Source organism: Thalassotalea sp. ND16A (genome assembly GCF_000764205.1).
GTDB lineage: Bacteria > Pseudomonadota > Gammaproteobacteria > Enterobacterales > Alteromonadaceae > Thalassotalea_A.
The window spans coordinates 38,923-56,368 of the sequence record NZ_JQDZ01000125.1 but is presented as its reverse complement, the minus strand read 5'-3'; the positions used below and the strand labels follow the sequence as shown (position 1 = coordinate 56,368).

At 42.7% G+C, this 17,446-nt stretch carries 18 protein-coding genes and 1 pseudogene; 6 read left to right on the top strand and 13 right to left on the bottom strand.

The features are described from left to right. Position 1 precedes the first annotated feature (1 nt). On the bottom strand, positions 2-901 hold the full coding sequence (locus ND16A_RS00175) for a LysR family transcriptional regulator (RefSeq protein ID WP_033079490.1): 900 nt from the start codon (positions 899-901) through the stop codon (positions 2-4). Positions 902-1,106: 205 nt separating this feature from the next. On the opposite strand from ND16A_RS00175, the gene ND16A_RS00180 reads away from it, so the two are divergent. The 5 genes and pseudogenes from ND16A_RS00180 to adk all read left to right on the top strand — a co-directional run bounded on the left by ND16A_RS00180 (position 1,107) and on the right by adk (position 6,717). Beyond that, entirely contained in the window at positions 1,107-1,652 is a 546-nt protein-coding gene (locus tag ND16A_RS00180) for a carboxymuconolactone decarboxylase family protein (protein ID WP_033079489.1), read from the top strand. Positions 1,653-1,753: 101 nt separating this feature from the next. After that, positions 1,754-3,424 carry a 2Fe-2S iron-sulfur cluster-binding protein gene (locus tag ND16A_RS00185; RefSeq protein WP_235282270.1) on the top strand — a complete coding sequence of 557 codons (1,671 nt, stop codon included), beginning with the start codon at positions 1,754-1,756 and terminating at the stop codon, positions 3,422-3,424. Between the two features lie 83 nt (positions 3,425-3,507). Further along, positions 3,508-3,633: pseudogene (locus tag ND16A_RS20880) on the top strand (DUF1348 family protein); the annotation flags it as partial. Between the two features lie 229 nt (positions 3,634-3,862). Further along, positions 3,863-5,803: a molecular chaperone HtpG gene (htpG, locus tag ND16A_RS00190; RefSeq protein WP_033079487.1), complete on the top strand. Its 1,941-nt coding sequence runs from the start codon at positions 3,863-3,865 to the stop codon at positions 5,801-5,803. Between the two features lie 269 nt (positions 5,804-6,072). Continuing rightward, positions 6,073-6,717 carry an adenylate kinase gene (gene adk, locus ND16A_RS00195; protein WP_033079486.1) on the top strand — a complete coding sequence of 215 codons (645 nt, stop codon included), beginning with the start codon at positions 6,073-6,075 and terminating at the stop codon, positions 6,715-6,717. Between the two features lie 239 nt (positions 6,718-6,956). Here the strand turns inward: adk and ND16A_RS00200 are convergent, their stop codons facing one another. Continuing rightward, the gene (locus tag ND16A_RS00200; protein ID WP_033079485.1) at positions 6,957-7,355 is read right to left on the bottom strand and encodes an MAPEG family protein; all 399 of its coding nucleotides are present in this window, start codon (positions 7,353-7,355) and stop codon (positions 6,957-6,959) included. Positions 7,356-7,515: 160 nt separating this feature from the next. On the opposite strand from ND16A_RS00200, the gene ND16A_RS00205 reads away from it, so the two are divergent. After that, a complete protein-coding gene (locus tag ND16A_RS00205; RefSeq protein ID WP_152593950.1) occupies positions 7,516-8,142 on the top strand; it encodes an energy transducer TonB in 627 nt (208 codons plus the stop codon). A gap of 233 nt (positions 8,143-8,375) precedes the next feature. Here the strand turns inward: ND16A_RS00205 and ND16A_RS21575 are convergent, their stop codons facing one another. The 11 genes from ND16A_RS21575 to hisG all read right to left on the bottom strand — a co-directional run bounded on the left by ND16A_RS21575 (position 8,376) and on the right by hisG (position 17,394). Then, positions 8,376-8,516, bottom strand: coding sequence for a hypothetical protein (locus tag ND16A_RS21575; protein WP_200880874.1), 141 nt, complete (start codon positions 8,514-8,516; stop codon positions 8,376-8,378). Between the two features lie 485 nt (positions 8,517-9,001). Further along, positions 9,002-9,385: a hypothetical protein gene (locus ND16A_RS00215; protein WP_033079482.1), complete on the bottom strand. Its 384-nt coding sequence runs from the start codon at positions 9,383-9,385 to the stop codon at positions 9,002-9,004. 251 nt (positions 9,386-9,636) lie between these two features. Then, positions 9,637-10,119 carry a GNAT family N-acetyltransferase gene (locus tag ND16A_RS00220; RefSeq protein WP_033079481.1) on the bottom strand — a complete coding sequence of 161 codons (483 nt, stop codon included), beginning with the start codon at positions 10,117-10,119 and terminating at the stop codon, positions 9,637-9,639. Between the two features lie 75 nt (positions 10,120-10,194). Next, positions 10,195-10,812 carry a bifunctional phosphoribosyl-AMP cyclohydrolase/phosphoribosyl-ATP diphosphatase HisIE gene (gene hisIE / locus ND16A_RS00225; protein ID WP_033079480.1) on the bottom strand — a complete coding sequence of 206 codons (618 nt, stop codon included), beginning with the start codon at positions 10,810-10,812 and terminating at the stop codon, positions 10,195-10,197. Positions 10,813-10,822: 10 nt separating this feature from the next. Beyond that, positions 10,823-11,602 carry an imidazole glycerol phosphate synthase subunit HisF gene (gene hisF / locus ND16A_RS00230; protein WP_033079479.1) on the bottom strand — a complete coding sequence of 260 codons (780 nt, stop codon included), beginning with the start codon at positions 11,600-11,602 and terminating at the stop codon, positions 10,823-10,825. After that, positions 11,584-12,321, bottom strand: coding sequence for a 1-(5-phosphoribosyl)-5-[(5-phosphoribosylamino)methylideneamino]imidazole-4-carboxamide isomerase (gene hisA / locus ND16A_RS00235; RefSeq protein ID WP_033079478.1), 738 nt, complete (start codon positions 12,319-12,321; stop codon positions 11,584-11,586). The genes hisF and hisA overlap by 19 nt, the downstream gene beginning before the upstream one ends. Next, positions 12,318-12,944: an imidazole glycerol phosphate synthase subunit HisH gene (gene hisH, locus ND16A_RS00240; RefSeq protein WP_033079477.1), complete on the bottom strand. Its 627-nt coding sequence runs from the start codon at positions 12,942-12,944 to the stop codon at positions 12,318-12,320. The genes hisA and hisH overlap by 4 nt, the downstream gene beginning before the upstream one ends. Then, positions 12,944-14,050, bottom strand: coding sequence for a bifunctional histidinol-phosphatase/imidazoleglycerol-phosphate dehydratase HisB (gene hisB, locus ND16A_RS00245; protein ID WP_052073364.1), 1,107 nt, complete (start codon positions 14,048-14,050; stop codon positions 12,944-12,946). The genes hisH and hisB overlap by 1 nt, the downstream gene beginning before the upstream one ends. A gap of 3 nt (positions 14,051-14,053) precedes the next feature. Beyond that, positions 14,054-15,196: a histidinol-phosphate transaminase gene (gene hisC / locus ND16A_RS00250; protein ID WP_052073363.1), complete on the bottom strand. Its 1,143-nt coding sequence runs from the start codon at positions 15,194-15,196 to the stop codon at positions 14,054-14,056. Further along, positions 15,196-16,485: a histidinol dehydrogenase gene (hisD, locus tag ND16A_RS00255; RefSeq protein WP_033079476.1), complete on the bottom strand. Its 1,290-nt coding sequence runs from the start codon at positions 16,483-16,485 to the stop codon at positions 15,196-15,198. Before hisD ends, hisC begins: the two co-directional genes overlap by 1 nt. 3 nt (positions 16,486-16,488) lie before the next feature. Then, the gene (gene hisG, locus ND16A_RS00260) at positions 16,489-17,394 is read right to left on the bottom strand and encodes an ATP phosphoribosyltransferase (protein WP_033079475.1); all 906 of its coding nucleotides are present in this window, start codon (positions 17,392-17,394) and stop codon (positions 16,489-16,491) included. Between the last annotated feature and the right edge of the window lie 52 nt (positions 17,395-17,446).

Sequence of the window (17,446 nt, the reverse complement as noted above, 5' to 3'; positions counted from 1 at the left end):
GTTAATTCAATGCGTTATCGTTTCTTAATCGCTCTGCCATCAAATCAATAAAAGCGCGAACTTTTGCGGTGCTGAGGTGGCTTTCTCGATGCACGATATGAATGGGCTTAGCGGCAGGCTCATAGTTTTCCATAACAATTTTTAGTTGCCCGGAAGCTAGAAAAGGTGCTACCTGATAAGACAATAAACGGGTGATGCCAAACCCTGACAATGCGGCCTCTATCGCCGCATCATTGGTGGTAACCGTAATTCTGGGTTTAATATTCACATTGTATGTTTTGTCTTGCTGCTCGAATCGCCAATCGCTTGAGTTATTCATTGCCCGTGCTGAAATGATGGTATGCTGATTTAGATCTTCTGGCTGTTGTGGTATTCCGTTTTGTTCAAGGTAGTCTGGGGCCGCACATAAAATTAAGCGCACCGAGCCCACGCGTAAGGCGCGCATGCTTGAGTCGGGCAATTCACCTATTCTTACCCCGACATCTAAACCTTCTTCGAGTAAATTGACCACTCGGTCTAAAAATATCGCGTCTACTTCGGTATTTGGATACTGGTTTAAATAATCTATGATGCCTGGCATCACAAACATCCGTCCAAACATTACGGGGGCGGTGATAGTCAAATGACCTGTTGGCGCGGCATTAATACCTGCAGCCGCTTCATTGGCCATGTGCACATCATTTAAAATTCGCTTGGCGTCGGCTAAATAGCGCAAACCAGCATCGGTGGTACGCACATAGCGGGTAGTACGATTTAATAATTTCACCCCAAGTTTCTCTTCAAGCGCAGCAACGGCTCTAGTCACCGCAGGAGGAGACATTGCTAACCGTCTGGCCCCCGCAGCAAAGCCTTGTTCTTCTGCCACGGCGACAAACACAGTCATTAAATGCAAATTATCCATACATTATTCCACTTTAAGCAATAATTAATTGTTAATCATGAGTATTCTTTTATCAAGTGGAATTTGGCAAAGTAACATCACTGGCGAGGTATTGACTGAAAGCCGCTGCGAATTCTAGTGGCAATAATCAGCACCGAGCGGTTATGAGTATGCGAGTCAAGTTCGACAACCAAACAAACGACAACCACAGCAAAAGGTAAAGATTATGAGTAGAATTAACCTGGTAACTAATGAACAAGCTAACACTGAACAACAACAACTGTTTTCGGCAATCACCTCGCAATTGGGCATGGTCCCTAATTTTTTGAAAGTATTTGCCAATTCACCGGCCGCGTTAAAAGCGTTTTTAGGCTTACACAGTATTGCTGGTGAGGGCAGTCTTGAGCCGTTAACCAAAGAGCGCATCGCTTTAGCTTTGGCTGAACAAAACGCTTGCCAATACTGTGTATCGGCTCATACTGCTATTGGTAGTAAAGCTGGCTTGTCTGGCGCAGAAATGGATGCCAACCGTGCCGGTACAAGTCAAGACGCAAAAGCGGCGGCGGCGGTTAAGTTTGCTTTGGCTTTGGCAGAACATAAAGGCGAAGTCACAAGCGCTGAACTATTAGATGTGCGCAATGCCGGCTTTAATGAATCTGACATTGTTGAGATCATTACCCATGTAGGAATGAATATTTTGACTAATATTTTAGGTAAGGCGAGTCGTGTGGAAATTGACTTTCCGAAAGTGCAGCTGCAAAAAGCATCTTAAGCAAAGGCAATATATGACCGAGGCGTGAATTGGCCTCGGCCGTTATCCAATAAAAAAATATTGATTACGACGCGCAAAATAAAGCATCCGCTAAGGTTGAAATGATGGCCCATAAATACGCAAAAATTGCATTTACCGAACAAGTGAAACAAGTTCAAACTGAACAACATAGCCGCACAGGCTATGCCAGTATGGAACAAGGCGAAGATGTAAATCATTTACTCAGTGATTATGAAGCCAACTTTATTGCTCTGCGTGATAGTTTTTATATGGCCAGTGTCAGTGAAACCCGCTGGCCTTACGTGCAACATCGTGGCGGACCTGCCGGCTTTATGCGGGTGTTAGGTGCCAAAACCATAGGTTTTGCCGATTACACTGGCAACCGTCAATACATTAGTACCGGCAATTTTAGCAACAATGATCGGGTATCAATTATCTTTATGGATTACCCAAACCGCACACGAATGAAGTTGTTAGGCCGCGTTAGCATAGTAACGCTGGATGATGCTGAAACATTGGCTAAGCTAGAAGTTGCGGATTATCGAGCACCGGTTGAGCGCGGGTTTTTAATTCATGTTGAAGCATTTGACTGGAATTGCCCTAAATACATTACGCCCAGATATAACAATGATGAAATACAAACATTACTCAAGCCGCTAGAGCAAGAAAATCAACAATTAAAGCAACAGCTGGCGACCATTGAAAGCAACCCCGGCAACACTTCCACAGCAAGCAATTCTGCATCGATTAATGTTGAGCCAACAGATCCTTACCCAACGGGCTCTTACCCTAAAAAGCTAGGTGATGGCCCACTTAAGTTAGTGATATCTGGGATCAGACAATTAACGCCAGACATACGAGCGTATGAGTTACGTGACGTTGATGGTGATGAATTACCGCAAGTTGTCGCCGGATCTCACCTGCAAATACCGGTGCAATTGCCAACTGGCGAGCAAGCATTGCGGCATTATTCTATTTGCTCAAACCCGCAGCGAAGAGACATTTATGAAATTGCAGTGCTGAATGAGCCGGATGGTAGGGGCGGTTCGCATACCATACATCAACACTTTCAACTGGGATTAGTGCTCGCTTGTCAACAGCCAGAAAACCACTTTAGTTTACGATCAGCATTGCATCAGCAAGGGGCGCCTGCGGTGTTGGTTGCCGGTGGCATTGGTATCACGCCAATAAAAGCAATGGCACAATCTTTACGGGCACAAAACTTTGAATTCGCATTGCACTATGCGGGTAAAAATAACTTAAGTATGGCGTTCCAAGAAAAATTGCAAAGAGAGTTTGCTGATAGCTTTAACATTTATCGTTCAGCTGAAGGTCAGCGTTTAAATATCAGTAATGTTTTAACTAGCGCTCCAGCCAACAGCATTTTTTATATTTGCGGCCCAAGCCGGTTAATTGATGCGTTTTTAGAGGAGGCAAAAATACAAAATATTGTACCACAACGTATTTGTTATGAACGTTTTACTGCCGCCATCGACGATACTGCTGCAGCAATTACGGTAACATTAAATAAATCGGCTATTACCCTGGAAGTAAGTGCACAGCAAAGCATTTTGGATGCGATGTTAGACGCAAACATTGCTGCGCCATACAGTTGTAAAGCTGGCGAATGTAAAACTTGTGCGGTAAAAATACTGGAAGGAACCCCTAAGCATTTAGATAATGCGTTAAGCGTCGCCGAGCAAGAGCAGCAAGGGTTAATGTGTCCGTGTGTATCACGAGCAACGAGCTCACATTTGACCTTAGATATATAATTTTAATACCAGACCATGATTATGAATAATGTTAGAAAACCTTTGCCTCCGTTTACCGAGCAAAGTGCGAGAGAAAAAATTCGAATGGCAGAGAGCAAATCATTGAGTTGCTCACTCGCAAATGGCAAAAAGAGCAAGATTATCGGCTAATCAAAGAATTATGGGCTTACCGTGGTAACCGCATCGCCGTTCGATTTGCTTATGAATACCAAGTTAATTAATTACCGGCTCATTTGTAATTAACTTGTCGATAGCTATGGGCAGTTGAGCTCTTTGCTTGCAACGAATTCAACTTACCAATTCAAAGGGCACGAAATTTAATTTTCAAACCCCCCTTTAAAATTTTTATCCTATCCCCACATCTTATTCATAGTAAATACCAATGCGCGATGGGCGCAATCAAAGGTATATTTTTAGTTATCTAGGAGATGTCGTTTTATGTCTGATACAGGCCATAAAGAAGTTCACGGTTTTCAAACTGAAGTTAAACAATTATTACAATTAATGATCCACTCTTTATATTCCAATAAAGAAATTTTCCTGCGTGAATTAGTATCTAACTCTGCCGATGCCGCCGATAAATTGCGCTTTAAAGCATTATCAAATGGCGACTTATACGATGGCGATGCAAATCTTCGCGTTCGCGTAAAAGCGGACAAAGAGGCGAATACCATTACTATTTCTGACAATGGTATTGGCATGACTCGTGATGATGTTATCACTCACTTAGGGACCATAGCCAAATCAGGTACCGCTGATTTCTTCTCGAAATTATCTGGTGACCAGGCGTCTGATTCCCAGCTAATTGGTCAATTTGGTGTCGGTTTTTATTCGGCATTTATCGTTGCCGATAAAGTCGTGGTTCGCACTCGCGCTGCCGGCTCACAAGCAAGCGATGGCGTAGAATGGACATCGGCTGGAGAAGGAGACTTTTCTGTAGAAAACATTGACAAATCAACCCGTGGTACTGACATTATTCTTTTCTTAAAAGAAGATGAAAATGAATTTTTAGACGATTTTCGATTAAAGTCAATCGTTACTAAATACTCAGACCATATCTCTATTCCCGTTGAAATGATGGGCGCAGAAGTTGCCGAAATCCCGGCAAGTGAAGGCCCTGATGGTGAAGAAATCCCTGCCGTTGCTGCCGTTGCTGCGCAATGGGAAAGTGTAAATAAAGCCGAAGCACTATGGACTCGTGAAAAGTCGGATGTTTCTGATGACGAATACAAAGAATTTTACAAACACGTTTCGCATGATTTTGGCGAGCCATTATTATGGGCACATAACAAGGTAGAAGGGACTACAGAATATACTTCACTTTTGTATGTACCTGCCAAAGCGCCATTTGATATGTATAACCGCGAACGTCAGCACGGTTTGAAATTATACGTACAACGTGTATTTATCATGGACGATGCCGAACAGTTCATGCCTACTTACCTTCGTTTTGTCAAAGGTTTGCTTGATTCGAACGATTTACCGTTAAACGTGTCTCGTGAAATTTTACAAGACAACAAAGTTACTCAGGCAATGCGCAAAGGTTGTACCAAACGGGTATTAACCATGCTTGATAAGCTGGCGAAGAAAGATGCTGAAAAATACCAGTCATTCTGGGATGAGTTTGGCCAGGTGCTAAAAGAAGGTCCATCGGAAGATGCAGCCAATAAAGAAGCCGTTGCTAAGCTATTACGCTTTGCTTCAACCGAAAACGACACTGCTACGCAAAATGTATCGTTAACCGATTACATTGACCGGATGAAAGACGGTCAGGATAAAATTTACTACGTAGTGGCCGATAGCTTCGAAGCGGCGAAAAACAGCCCTCATCTAGAAGTATTCCGCAAAAAAGGTATCGAAGTTTTATTACTAAGCGATCGTATTGACGAGTGGTTAGTAAGCCACTTAACTGACTTTGCAGATAAGCAGTTACAATCGGTTACTCGTGGTGGTCTTGATTTAGGCGACATGGACGATGCTGAAACTAAAGAAGCGCAAGAAAAACTGGCAAAAGAATTTGATGGTGTGGTTGCACGCTTAAAAACAAGCTTAGGCGATAAAGTGAAAGACGTTCGTATTTCGCATCGTTTAACCGATTCGCCGGTATGTATTGTTGCCGATGAAGACGACATGAGCAGCCAAATGATCAAACTGATGCAATCGGTGGGTCAAGAAGTGCCAGAAACTAAGCCTGTGTTTGAAATAAACGCGGAACATGCGTTAATTAATCATGTATCAGATGAGCAAGATGAAGCCAGGTTTAATGAATGGGCGGAAGTGTTATATGAGCAAGCCCTGTTGGCCGAACGTGGCAGTTTAAAAGATCCTGCATCTTTTGTCAGCCGTTTGAACAAGTTAATGCTTAGCCTAACTAAGTAAGCTTTTTCAACTCATAAATAAAGGTTAACGACATAGTCTTAACCACAACTAAAGAGAAAATACATTGCTTTGTATTTTCTCTTTTTTGATAATGATTTGTCCGTATTTGATAAGTAATTGCGACTATGGTCTAGTCGCAAAGCGGCACAATTATAGTAATATGCAGATTAACCAAAAAATTGCTGTGAAACACTTGTTTGCAAAGTTTTCAACAAGTATCATGGCGTTTTTATAAATATTATTTCGACGACATTTTAGGGTCTTTCTATATGCGCATTATTTTATTAGGTGCACCGGGTGCTGGTAAAGGTACTCAAGCTCAGTTTTTAATGGCTAAATTTGGCATTCCACAAATCTCAACAGGTGACATGCTGCGTGCTGCGATTAAAGCGGGTACTGAATTGGGTAAACAGGCTAAGCAAGTTATGGATGCCGGGCAATTAGTCTCTGACGAGCTGATTATCGGTTTGGTTAAAGAGCGTATTGCTCAAGACGATTGTAAAGCCGGTTTCTTATTAGACGGCTTTCCTCGTACAATCCCGCAAGCTGATGCGATGAAAGACAACGGCGTAAGCGTCGATAGCGTTATCGAATTTGATGTTGCCGACGAAGTCATTGTTGAACGCATGGGCGGCCGCCGTGTACATTCTGGCTCTGGTCGTGTTTACCATATTGTTTACAACCCACCGATCGTTGCAGGTAAAGATGATGTAACTGGCGACGATTTAGCAATACGCCCTGATGATGAAGAATCTACCGTACGTAAGCGTTTAGGTATCTATCACGATCAAACTAAGCCATTAGTTGCATACTACCAGGCAGAAGCCAGCGCAGGTAACTGTAAGTACATCACTATGGATGGCACACAAGCGGTTGAAACGGTCAGTGCACAACTTGCCGAGCAATTAGTTTAAGCACTTTATTTACTGCGCGAGGTTGAAACCCCGCCAACCAAAAAAGCCCTGACATTAGAATATGTCAGGGCTTTTTTAATTTAGGGACGAATTAACTTAGAATTTCCAGGGATGGTTCCAATTCTGTTAATTCAGGGACGAATTAACTTAGAATTTCCAGGGATGGTTTTCGTTGGCGGGAATTTATTCTCGCATGATGGCGTAAGCCAGATTAATTTGCCTGCGCCAACCCTGCGAGGTTAAAACCCCGCCAACCATGCAATGTTGATAACGGCTAACACTAACATTACACCGAAAGTGCCTGCTGCACCTATAAAACGTTGCCAGGTGGTCCCTTTACTTCTGGCAAGACCAAAAGCATGTAGAAATCGACAGATCACTAAAAACCCGCCTAAACCATGCAATATTTGCATTGACCCATGGTTGATTTCATAAATAGCGAACAACACTAAGGTAAGTGGAATATACTCAGCAAAATTACTGTGCACTCGAATGGCTTTGGCAAGTTCAGAGTTCTCCCCATCACCAATACCAACGCTGTGTTTTCTTCGTAAGTTAATCACTTTAAACGATAAAGCAATATATAAAAATGTTAAAATACCGGCATAAAATCCAGTCAATAATAATGTAGTACCCATGTTGTTTTTATCCTTAGGTAAGTTGCTGTAAAGATAGTAGTACAAACAATAATATCCGCAAAGCATTAATTGATTTTAATAATAAGCTTTTACCTTTAAAATCAATAGCTATACTTAACTCAAATAATTAAGTTTATTGGTGCTAGATATTGGAGGCGGCTTGAAATTTTTTATTCCTATTCTGCTTGGCGCATTAATATCATTTGCTCTATTTGCAATTATGGCTTCCTTAGTTGCAACCGAAGAGGTCTACCTTGAAGAAGTTGAGGACTTCACTATCATCACCATTATCAATGAACCCGAAGACAGTGCCCTTGCCCGTAAAAACCGTATATTGGATCCACCGCCAGAGCATGTGGAAAAACCGGTTGGTCAGTTTAATGATAGAACCGTTGCCAAAGCACAAGCCAAGTTACCGGTTGATATGTCGATGCCAAAGATAAGCATAGACAATAACTTTGCCAACCAAGAATTTGCCGTTGGCGTTATTAAAGACAATGATGCTATCCCTATTTACCGATCTTTACCTCGTTATCCGGTAGCTGCAGCTCAACAAAAAGTCAGGGGCTGGGTAAAACTGAATTTTAGTGTCAATCGCTGGGGAAGAGTAGAAGATATTGTCATTATTGATGCTGAACCCGAAGTGATATTTAACCAGGCGGCAATAGATGCACTAAACAATTGGAAATACAAAGCAAAAGTTGTGAACGGCAAAACGGTATCTCAGGAAAACTTGTCGGTACGTCTAGATTTTGGCAAAAAACAATCCAAACATATTATTTATTAGGAATTTCAAGCGGCTTGGGATGAATATTATAGCGCCTTGATTATTCATCAACTCTATGACAATAAAACCAATATGGGAGAGCTACAGGGAGTTAATTTTTATTTATATGTAAAATAAAAAATTTAAACTCAACCCTAGTAAATATGAACATCAACCACGATTCGGTGCCACTGGCATACACTGAGGTTAATGTTCATTTGCTCCAACTAACTTATATTTCAGCCAATCTGTGACTAGAGACATTCCAATACTTCACGCTGCTCAGCCACTTCAATACGAATATCAAAATCACGAGGCCAACCACTGTTGTCATAATTAAACTCTGTTGACTCTACACTCTTATCTTCGTTTGCAGCTATATTTTGATCTTCCATCTTATTTTCCTCTTGTTAACTGATGAATTAGCTCATCAATACAGTAATAGTGATTCAAATAGCAAAAGTTAGTTACACGGCCTTAACGATTTTGCTGAATACTCATGTTGTATTATTACAACATTATGCCGCTCTACACAAGTTTTTATTAGATTCTGATCGTCTTAGTAAATAAATTTCGTTATAAAATTACTTTTTTGTGTGAGGATAGATTGTATTGTGCAAAGCCATCTCACTTTTGGGATCTGGATTCAGTTCGAGCTGCGGTAAAGTCATTAAAAGAGCCGGTAGATGGACTAGTGATGAAAGGAATGATGCGAATAATGCTGCTGTTGGGCAAAGTGCACAAATTAGAAGTAGGCGCAAAGCGATTCGTCGATTTATTAAATCATAATTGACGAATTTATCACTAGATAATTATCACTCCCCCGAATGACTCAATTACAGTTGGGGGGAGCCATTGCTAATTTAATTAAAGCAGCTAATTAACTTTCTTCTACAGAATACAGTGAATTTGATTGACACTCCGCGATTTCATCGAAGGCTTCATTGAGTTTTTTTCCCTCTTCAGCATCCATTGCCGCTTCCTTAGCCGTCCAAGAGCCCATGTTTGGAAATGAGTCTACAAAAATAAAAACTGCCATCTTTCCAACGATGGCAGTTGCTACATAACTTTGTATGTCACCACCTTTAACGGCTTTATTCACATATTTCACCCATTTGTGATTTAGTGCCTTTACATCATCCATAGATTTTCCGTCATTAAGCGTACAAGACCAAACTTGTTCAATACGTGTATCAGCGTAAGCACTAAGACTGAGTCCAAGGGCAATGATGAACGATAGCGCTTTTGTAAAAGGTGATTTCATATTAGTTTCCTCTTTAAACTCTTGTTTGTGTGAATTATATATGAGCGAAATTAGCAACAAAAACAGATAGTGTTAACGGCGCATTAATAAATGTAGTAGGTTTTTAATTAGATGCAATAATTCCACTAGGGCTGCTTGTTACCCACACTTAAGATCCATAAAGGTAGCGATTTATTTTGCGAAATACGCAGTAAAATTTATCAATGAGCAACCGATTCGGCAATAAGCCTGCCGAGATGAAAATGTATTGATTAAGTATTTGGAATACTCGATTTGTCTAAAAGCATGGCGATATGAGGAATATCATCTTCTAAATACATCTCAGAAACTCTGACAAAATCGTGCTGCTTGTAGTATTTTTCCAAGTGTTCTTGCGCCGATATTTTTATATTTTGCCCCGGCCATTGTTGTTCACAAACTTCAAGCGCTTTGCTCATTAACGGGTGGCCGATGCCTTTACCGCGGTAATCTGCTCGCGTTGCCACTCGACCAATGCTGACATAATCCGGGTAAGATACGCCTTTAGGTAAAAGGCGTAGGTATGCAACCAATTGCTCGTCATTGTAACCGAGCAAATGCATAGCACCCTCTACCCGGTCACAATCATCAAGTTCAGGGTAATAACAGGTTTGCTCAACCACAAAAACATCGACTCGCAGCTTCAAAGCGTCGTACAACTCGTTGGTGCTAAGCTGATTAAAGGTTTTAGCTCGCCAATTGATTGTATTACTCATAGTTAAAGGCATATCCTGTTAAAGTTCCTAGTTCCTAGTTCCTAGTTCCTAGTTCCTAGTTCCTGTTTTTCGTTGCTACTGATGTCTAGACTGTAATACCGCCATCACTTCAGCTAATTCTACTTCCTGATCTGCCAACAATACCAGAGTGTGGTAGAACAAGTCAGCACATTCGCCGATAAATTCTTGTTTTTGGTTGGTTGCCGCGGCAAGAGCCACTTCCACGCCTTCTTCACCCACTTTTTGAGCCACTCTTGCCGTACCTCTCGATAATAGATGGGCAGTATAGCTGTCTTCTGGTTTATCGTTTTTACGAGTATCGATCACGTGTTCCAGATAACCTAAAAAGTTTTTCTGATTAATGTTTTCTTCCGGGAAACAAGAGTTAGTGCCTAAATGACAAGTCGGCCCTTGTGGTCGACAGCTGATGAGCAAACTGTCCTGATCACAGTCGGTTAAAACGCCTTGTACTAAAAGATAGTTTTTCGAGCTTTCGCCTTTTTGCCACAAACGTTGTTTGCTGCGAGAAAAGAATGTGGCTTTGCCACTTTCAAGGGTTTGCGTTAATGCTTCCTGGTCCATGTAACCTTGCATTAATACCGCACCCGTATCGGCGTGTTGAATGATTGCCGGGAGCATATTGTCCATCTTTTCCCAGGCTAATTCGGCTATGTTGTCTTTGTTAATGATCATAGTGTTCTCTTTATCTCTCAACTCTTATGGCGACGTTTTGCGCGCGTAAGTACTGTTTTAATTCTTGAATATCAATAATGCCTTTGTGAAATACGCTGGCAGCAAGTGCGCCATCGACATCGGCTTGCTTAAATACATCGTTAAAGTGTGCCATGGTGCCAGCACCGCCGGAGGCGATTAATGGAATATTACACACGGCTCTGATCATCGACAGTTGCTCAATATCATAACCCTGGCGCACACCATCCTGATTCATCACATTTAATACGATTTCACCGGCGCCACGGCGTTGTACTTCTTCCACCCAGTCTTTGGTTTGCCATACGGTTTTAGACGATTTTGATTCATCGCCAGTAAATTGATAGACCTGGTATTGCTGCGTGTTCTCATCAAAAAATGAATCGATACCAACCACCACACATTGTTGACCAAATTGACGAGTGAGTCGCGAAATCAGCTCTGGATCAGACAACGCAGGGGAGTTGATTGATATTTTATCCGCCCCCATTAATAGCATTTTTTGGGCTTCGGCTTCGGACTTGATGCCGCCAGCGACACAAAATGGAATGTCGATCACTTGCGCGATACGTTCAACCCAACTTTTATCAACCGTACGGCCATCAGAGCTGGCGGTGATATCGTAAAACACCAGCTCGTCGGCACCTTCTTCGGCGTAGCGTTTAGCTAAAGGTACTATGTCACCAATAATTTCATGATCTCTAAATTTAACGCCTTTCACCACGACGCCATCGCGAACGTCGAGACAAGGGATTATGCGTTTTGCCAGCATGATATTGCCTCCGTCAGGGTAAACTTACCTTCGAGCAAGGCTCTGCCTAAAATAATGCCGTCAGCACCAGATTGAGCAACATTGTTGATATCATCTAAACAGCCGATGCCACCAGATGCTTGCCAGAAGATAGTTGGGTATTGCTGTTTCAGCTGGCGATATAATTCTACGTTTGAGCCGGTTAAGGTGCCATCTTTAGAAATGTCAGTACATAACACCTGGCTAATGTTATCGCTGCCATAAAAATCTAACAAACTCTCAAGCGTGGTATTACTTTGCTCAATCCAACCGTGAGTGGGTAATAACTTATCACCTTGCTCATTAATTTGTACGTCTAGCGCTAACACGATTTTGTCTTTGCCATAAACCGTGAGCCATGATTTTACCAACTCCGGCTGTTTGATCGCCAATGAGCCGATCACCACCTTACTGGCGCCAAGGGCAAGCAAATCATCAACATCTTGCTGGCAACGTACACCGCCGCCAACTTGTACCGGCATTTTTGCCACACTGATAATCTCTTTTAAGCGTTGTGTTTGTCGTTGTTTCGAGTCTTTTGCGCCGTCTAAATCGACTAAATGCAAAACATCAGCGCCTTGTTCAAAGTAACTTGCTACTAGCTGCTCGGGTGTTTGTTGATAATCCGTTTTTTGCTGATAATCGCCTTGGTATAAGCGCACGGTTTTGCCATTAATTAAATCGATAGCTGGAATGATCATCCGCATAACTCCATAAAGTTTTTCAATAGTTTTGCGCCGGCTTTACCCGAGCGTTCTGGGTGAAATTGCACCCCGTAAAAGTTGCCTTGTTGCAAACTGGCGCTAAAGTGTTGGCCATAATCACAACTGGCGAGTGTCTGCTGAGATACTGGTGCGCAATAAGTGTGCACAAAGTAAAAATAATCATCGCTACCAATGTCGGAAAATAGTGGAGAATCGGTTATTTCACCTAAAGTATTCCAGCCCATGTGCGGCAACCTTAAATTAGCATCGGTACTGGTTGCAATTTTCGCAATGCTGCTATCGATAACGCCTAAACAAGGGGTGTCGATATCATTCTCAACCGAATGTTTGGTCATCAATTGCATGCCCAAACAAATACCCAATACCGGTTGTGTTAACTCGGTGATGGTGGCAAACAAGCCACGCTCATTAATGCCAGCCATGGCATATTCGGCCGAGCCTACGCCAGGTAAAAATACTTTCGTCGCCTGCTTTATCGCGGCTATATCTTTCGAAACATCAATTTGATAACCCAGACGTTCCAGGGCAAATTTCAACGAGCTGATATTGGCACAACCGGTGTCAATGATCAGCGCGTCAGCTGATGTAGTGTCACTCATTATAAAACACCTTTTGAGCTTGGCAGAGCATCACCGGATACCGTGATCGCCTGGCCCAATGCTCGGCCAAATACTTTGAATAAACTTTCAACCTGATGGTGACAATTGCCTGCTGTGGTCGATAAGTGCAGGGTAATGGCCATGCCATCGGATAAACTCTTGAAAAAGTGACTGACCATTTGTGTACTCATGCCACCAACGCGGTTATCGCTAAATTCGCTGTTAAACTCCAAGTGCGCACGACCAGATAAGTCAAGACTACATTCCGCTTTACATTCATCCATAGGTAATACAAAACCAAAACGGTTAATGCCGCGTTTATTGCCCAGTGCCTGCTTTAAGGCATCGCCTAGCGCCAACGCGGTATCTTCTACGCTGTGGTGGTCATCAATATGTAAATCACCGTCTACGGTACAAGTTAATGAAAAGCCACCGTGAGTGGCAATTTGATCTAGCATATGATCAAAAAAGCCAATACCGGTAGCAATATGACTACCGCCGGTTTTATCGAGGTTAACTTCAACATTTATGTCGGTTTCTTTGGTGGTGCGGGTAACCTTGGCGATACGCGCATTAACTAACAATTGCTCACTAATATCGTTCCAGTTCAACGTTTCGCGATTGTATTGAATGCCGGGTAGGCCCATATTCTTCGCTAAGCCGATGTCGGTTTCTCTGTCGCCAATGACAAAAGAGTTGGCAAAGTTAACTTTCCCTTGTTGCAGATAATCACTGACCAAACCCAATTTAGGTTTGCGGCAGCTACAATTTTCTTCATCAAAATGGGGGCAAATTAGCTGGTCGCTAAAATTCACCCCTTGTGAACTAAAAAGTTCGAGCATTTTATCGTGCGGTAAATCAAAGTCGGCTTGTGGGTAACTGTCAGTCCCCAAGCCATCCTGGTTCGACACTAACACCAGTTTATAGCCACTTTGTTGCAGCTTTAACAGCACCGGGATCACATTAGGTTCAAACACCAGCTTTTCTAAACTGTCTACTTGTTTATCGGTAATTGGCTCTTCAATTAAGGTACCATCGCGGTCAATAAATAAAATATCTGAGTTAGACGCTAAGTTTATCACTGGGTTTTTAATTGGCTCTTTCATGGTCTAACTTCCTGATTGCTGATTGCTGTTAAAATTGTTGACTGCATTTTTAAATAATTCAAGTTCCTCAATACTGCCAATACTCACTCGTAAACAATTATTCAAACCCAGTTGGCTCGATTGATTGCGAATTAATACGCCGTGCTCTACCAGAGCTGCAAATATTTGTTGGGCATTGTCGGCTTGGAACAAAATGTAATTGGTTTTTGAGCTAAAGCGCTTTACTAGCCAGGGCTGTGCATCTAAAAAACTGGCAATGTGTTGATTTAGTTGATTGGTGCTGTCGACTCGCTGTTGCATTAGGGCTAAATCGGCGGTCAATGCTTGACTGGCAATGGCACTGACCGGATTCGAGATAGGGTATGGGGCGATGATTTTCGCCATCATCTCAATGATATTGTGACTTGCCAGGGTAAAACCACAACGCAGGCCGGCCAAGGCAAAGGCTTTTGATAAAGTGCGTAAAATTACTAAGTTGGGGTAGTCGTTTAATAAGGTTACGGTTGAAAATTCGGGACAAAATTCGATGTAAGCTTCATCAACCACCACTAACGCCGAGTTTTTAAACAGCTCTAAGGTGGAAATAATATCGTCACGTTTGATCACATCGCCGGTCGGGTTATTCGGTGAGCAGATAAATACGATTTTGGCATTGTCTTTATTTGCGGTTAAGCCATCTAGGTCTAATTGCAAATCATTGGTTAATGGCAACGTGATAATATTGGCGGCGTGACCTTTGGCACTAATTGCATACATGCCATAGGTTGGCGGGCAAATAATGATGCTATCACTATTGCCGGCATTCTTATTGTTAGAAGCTGTTTCGCAAAAGGTTCTGATCAATACTTCAATACCTTCATCGGCACCCCGCGTGGCCAACACCTGGTTATTATCAACGCCGGCATAATCGGCATAAGCACTAATTAATTGCTGTGGCTGAAAATCCGGGTAACGATTTAAGTTTTGCAAATTAACCGATAAATCGTTGCTGTTACCGGCTTCGTTGGCATTTAACCAACAACTGCCGCCAGACTGCTCTCTGCGCGCCGACTGATAGGGCACCATGTTGAGCACGTCTTTACGGACCAAGGCATTAACTAAGTCATCGGTTTCATTATTGGTTAAGGTTTTAGAGCTGGCAACCATTAGCTTTCCTCCAAACGAATAGTCACCGCCCGTTGGTGTGCATCTAAGCCTTCGGCATCGGTTAATTCTATGATGGTTTCACTCAATGATTGTAGCCCCGACTTGGTTAATTCCTGTACGGTATAGCGACGCGAGAAATCGGCTAAGGATAACGACGAGATCACTTTTGAATAGCCATAAGTCGGCAGGACGTGATTCGTGCCACTGGCATAGTCGCCGGCAGATTCAGGCGAGTAGCTACCAACAAAAATAGAGCCGGCGTTACGAATACCCTGCATCAGTTGTCGTGGGCTTTCGGTTTGAATGGATAAATGCTCAGGACCATAGGCGTTTGATACCTGTACCGCTTGCGCCATATCGTCACAAATAATTAACCGGCTTTGTTTTAACGCCACTTCGGCAATGGCTTTGCGACTTAAGGATTGTATTTGTTTATCTAATTCCGCCTCTACCGCTAGCGCCATTGGTTGGCTTTCGGTGAGCAATATGACTTGCGAGTCTACCCCGTGCTCAGCTTGCGATAATAAATCGGCGGCAACAAACGCCGGGTTGGCGCTGCTGTCGCTAATCACTAATAATTCAGACGGACCCGCGGGCATATCGATGGCAAAGCCAGGGACAAGTTGTGACAACTGTTTTTTCGCTTCGGTGACAAAACGATTCCCCGGGCCAAATACTTTATTCACCGGCTTTATCGATTCAGTACCCAAAGCTAACGCTGCAACTGCTTGTGCACCACCTATGGTGTAAATTTCACTTATTTGGCAAAGTTTAGCCGCATAAATAATTTCATCGGCAATTACACCTTGTTGGTTAGGCGGACAAACCAGTACTACTCGGTCGCAACCAGCCAGTTTTGCCGGTACCCCTAACATCAACACCGTTGATGGCAGTGGCGCAGAGCCTGCAGGAATATACAAACCGACGCTTTCAATGGCTTCAGTTTTGAGTGTACATTTCACCCCTGGCAGAGTTTCCACTTCAATATCCTGAGCAAGTTGTGCACTGTGAAAGCGCTCAATTTGTCCGTACGCCGTTTGAATCGCCAGTTTACGTTTATCTGATAATCTTTGAGTGGCGTTTACCACGGCCTTATCGGTTAAGCGCAAGCTGCTAAGCTTAACCTTGTCAAATTCATTGGTTAAGTCAAACAAGGCAACATCGCCTTGCTTGTCTACTTTATCAATGATGTTTGCCACCGCTATGCTCAAGCTTTTATTGTCACTTATGGCAGGTCTTGCTAATGCTTGTAACTGCTCAGTGTTAGTTAGTTCCGACCAAATTAACATGACTTACCCCATCATTTTTTCAATTGGCATCACCAATATCGAGTTACAACCTAAGTTTTTTAACTCCTCCATGGTTTCCCAGAAGAAGGTTTCGGTGCTTACCATGTGTATGGCTACCCGGTCATCGCGTTCGGCTAAAGGCAATACCGTTGGCGTTTCACTGCCAGGCATTAGCGCAACGACTTCATTTAATCTGTCTTTTGGCGCGTGCAGCATAATGTATTTGCTTTCTCTGGCTTTTAAAACGCCTTTAATCCGTGGCAACAAAGTATCTAACGTTTGTTGTTTTACCGCATTTAACGGCCCTTCGCCTTTGATCAGTGCCGCTTTCGATTGATAAATCACTTCCACTTCTTTCAAACCATTGGCTTCAAGCGTGGTACCGGTTGAGACCAAATCACAAATGCCATCGGCCAGGCCAACGCGTGGCGCAACTTCGACTGAGCCGTTTAATTTACAAAATTCAAACTTAATATTGTTGGCGCTGGCAAAACGATTCAATAATCTCGGGTAAGTGGTGGCCAGTCGCAAACCATCCAAGCTTTGAATGCCTTCATATTCCACTTCTTCAGGTAGGGCGATTGATAAACGACAAGCACCAAAGTTTAACGACGATATCTTTTCATATTTTGAGTTTTCGCCGGTTAACTGACGTTCCAGTGCGTGTTCTTCCAAAGTATTATCACCAACAATGCCTAAGTCACAGACACCATCCATCACCAGACCGGGAATGTCTGAGCTCCGGACCAGCATTAAATCAATCGGCATATTGGCAACATGGGCAATTAGGCGTCGGTCGGCTAAATTGATTTTCATCCCACATTTTTTAAATAAGCCTTGTGACTCATCGCTTAAGCGACCTGATTTTTGGATGGCAATTCTAAGTCTTTTTGTATCGTTGCTTGTCATGATTATTTCCTTTGCAAATGGTTTGTTTGCGATAAAACTATTAAATTTTTAG

Excerpts from the sequence above, each read along its gene's own strand:
- hisA (WP_033079478.1), bottom strand. The coding sequence starts at position 12,321 with ATGATCATTCCAGCTATCGATTTAATTAATGGCAAAACCGTGCGCTTA.
- hisIE (WP_033079480.1), bottom strand. The coding sequence starts at position 10,812 with ATGATCATTAACAAAGACAACATAGCCGAATTAGCCTGGGAAAAGATG.
- hisF (WP_033079479.1), bottom strand. The coding sequence starts at position 11,602 with ATGCTGGCAAAACGCATAATCCCTTGTCTCGACGTTCGCGATGGCGTC.
- hisD (WP_033079476.1), bottom strand. The coding sequence starts at position 16,485 with ATGTTAATTTGGTCGGAACTAACTAACACTGAGCAGTTACAAGCATTA.
- ND16A_RS21575 (WP_200880874.1), bottom strand. The coding sequence starts at position 8,516 with ATGGAAGATCAAAATATAGCTGCAAACGAAGATAAGAGTGTAGAGTCA.
- hisC (WP_052073363.1), bottom strand. The coding sequence starts at position 15,196 with ATGGTTGCCAGCTCTAAAACCTTAACCAATAATGAAACCGATGACTTA.
- ND16A_RS00200 (WP_033079485.1), bottom strand. The coding sequence starts at position 7,355 with ATGGGTACTACATTATTATTGACTGGATTTTATGCCGGTATTTTAACA.
- ND16A_RS00220 (WP_033079481.1), bottom strand. The coding sequence starts at position 10,119 with ATGAGTAATACAATCAATTGGCGAGCTAAAACCTTTAATCAGCTTAGC.
- htpG (WP_033079487.1), top strand. The coding sequence starts at position 3,863 with ATGTCTGATACAGGCCATAAAGAAGTTCACGGTTTTCAAACTGAAGTT.
- ND16A_RS00180 (WP_033079489.1), top strand. The coding sequence starts at position 1,107 with ATGAGTAGAATTAACCTGGTAACTAATGAACAAGCTAACACTGAACAA.
- hisH (WP_033079477.1), bottom strand. The coding sequence starts at position 12,944 with ATGAGTGACACTACATCAGCTGACGCGCTGATCATTGACACCGGTTGT.
- ND16A_RS00175 (WP_033079490.1), bottom strand. The coding sequence starts at position 901 with ATGGATAATTTGCATTTAATGACTGTGTTTGTCGCCGTGGCAGAAGAA.
- ND16A_RS00215 (WP_033079482.1), bottom strand. The coding sequence starts at position 9,385 with ATGAAATCACCTTTTACAAAAGCGCTATCGTTCATCATTGCCCTTGGA.
- adk (WP_033079486.1), top strand. The coding sequence starts at position 6,073 with ATGCGCATTATTTTATTAGGTGCACCGGGTGCTGGTAAAGGTACTCAA.
- ND16A_RS00185 (WP_235282270.1), top strand. The coding sequence starts at position 1,754 with ATGATGGCCCATAAATACGCAAAAATTGCATTTACCGAACAAGTGAAA.
- hisB (WP_052073364.1), bottom strand. The coding sequence starts at position 14,050 with ATGAAAGAGCCAATTAAAAACCCAGTGATAAACTTAGCGTCTAACTCA.
- hisG (WP_033079475.1), bottom strand. The coding sequence starts at position 17,394 with ATGACAAGCAACGATACAAAAAGACTTAGAATTGCCATCCAAAAATCA.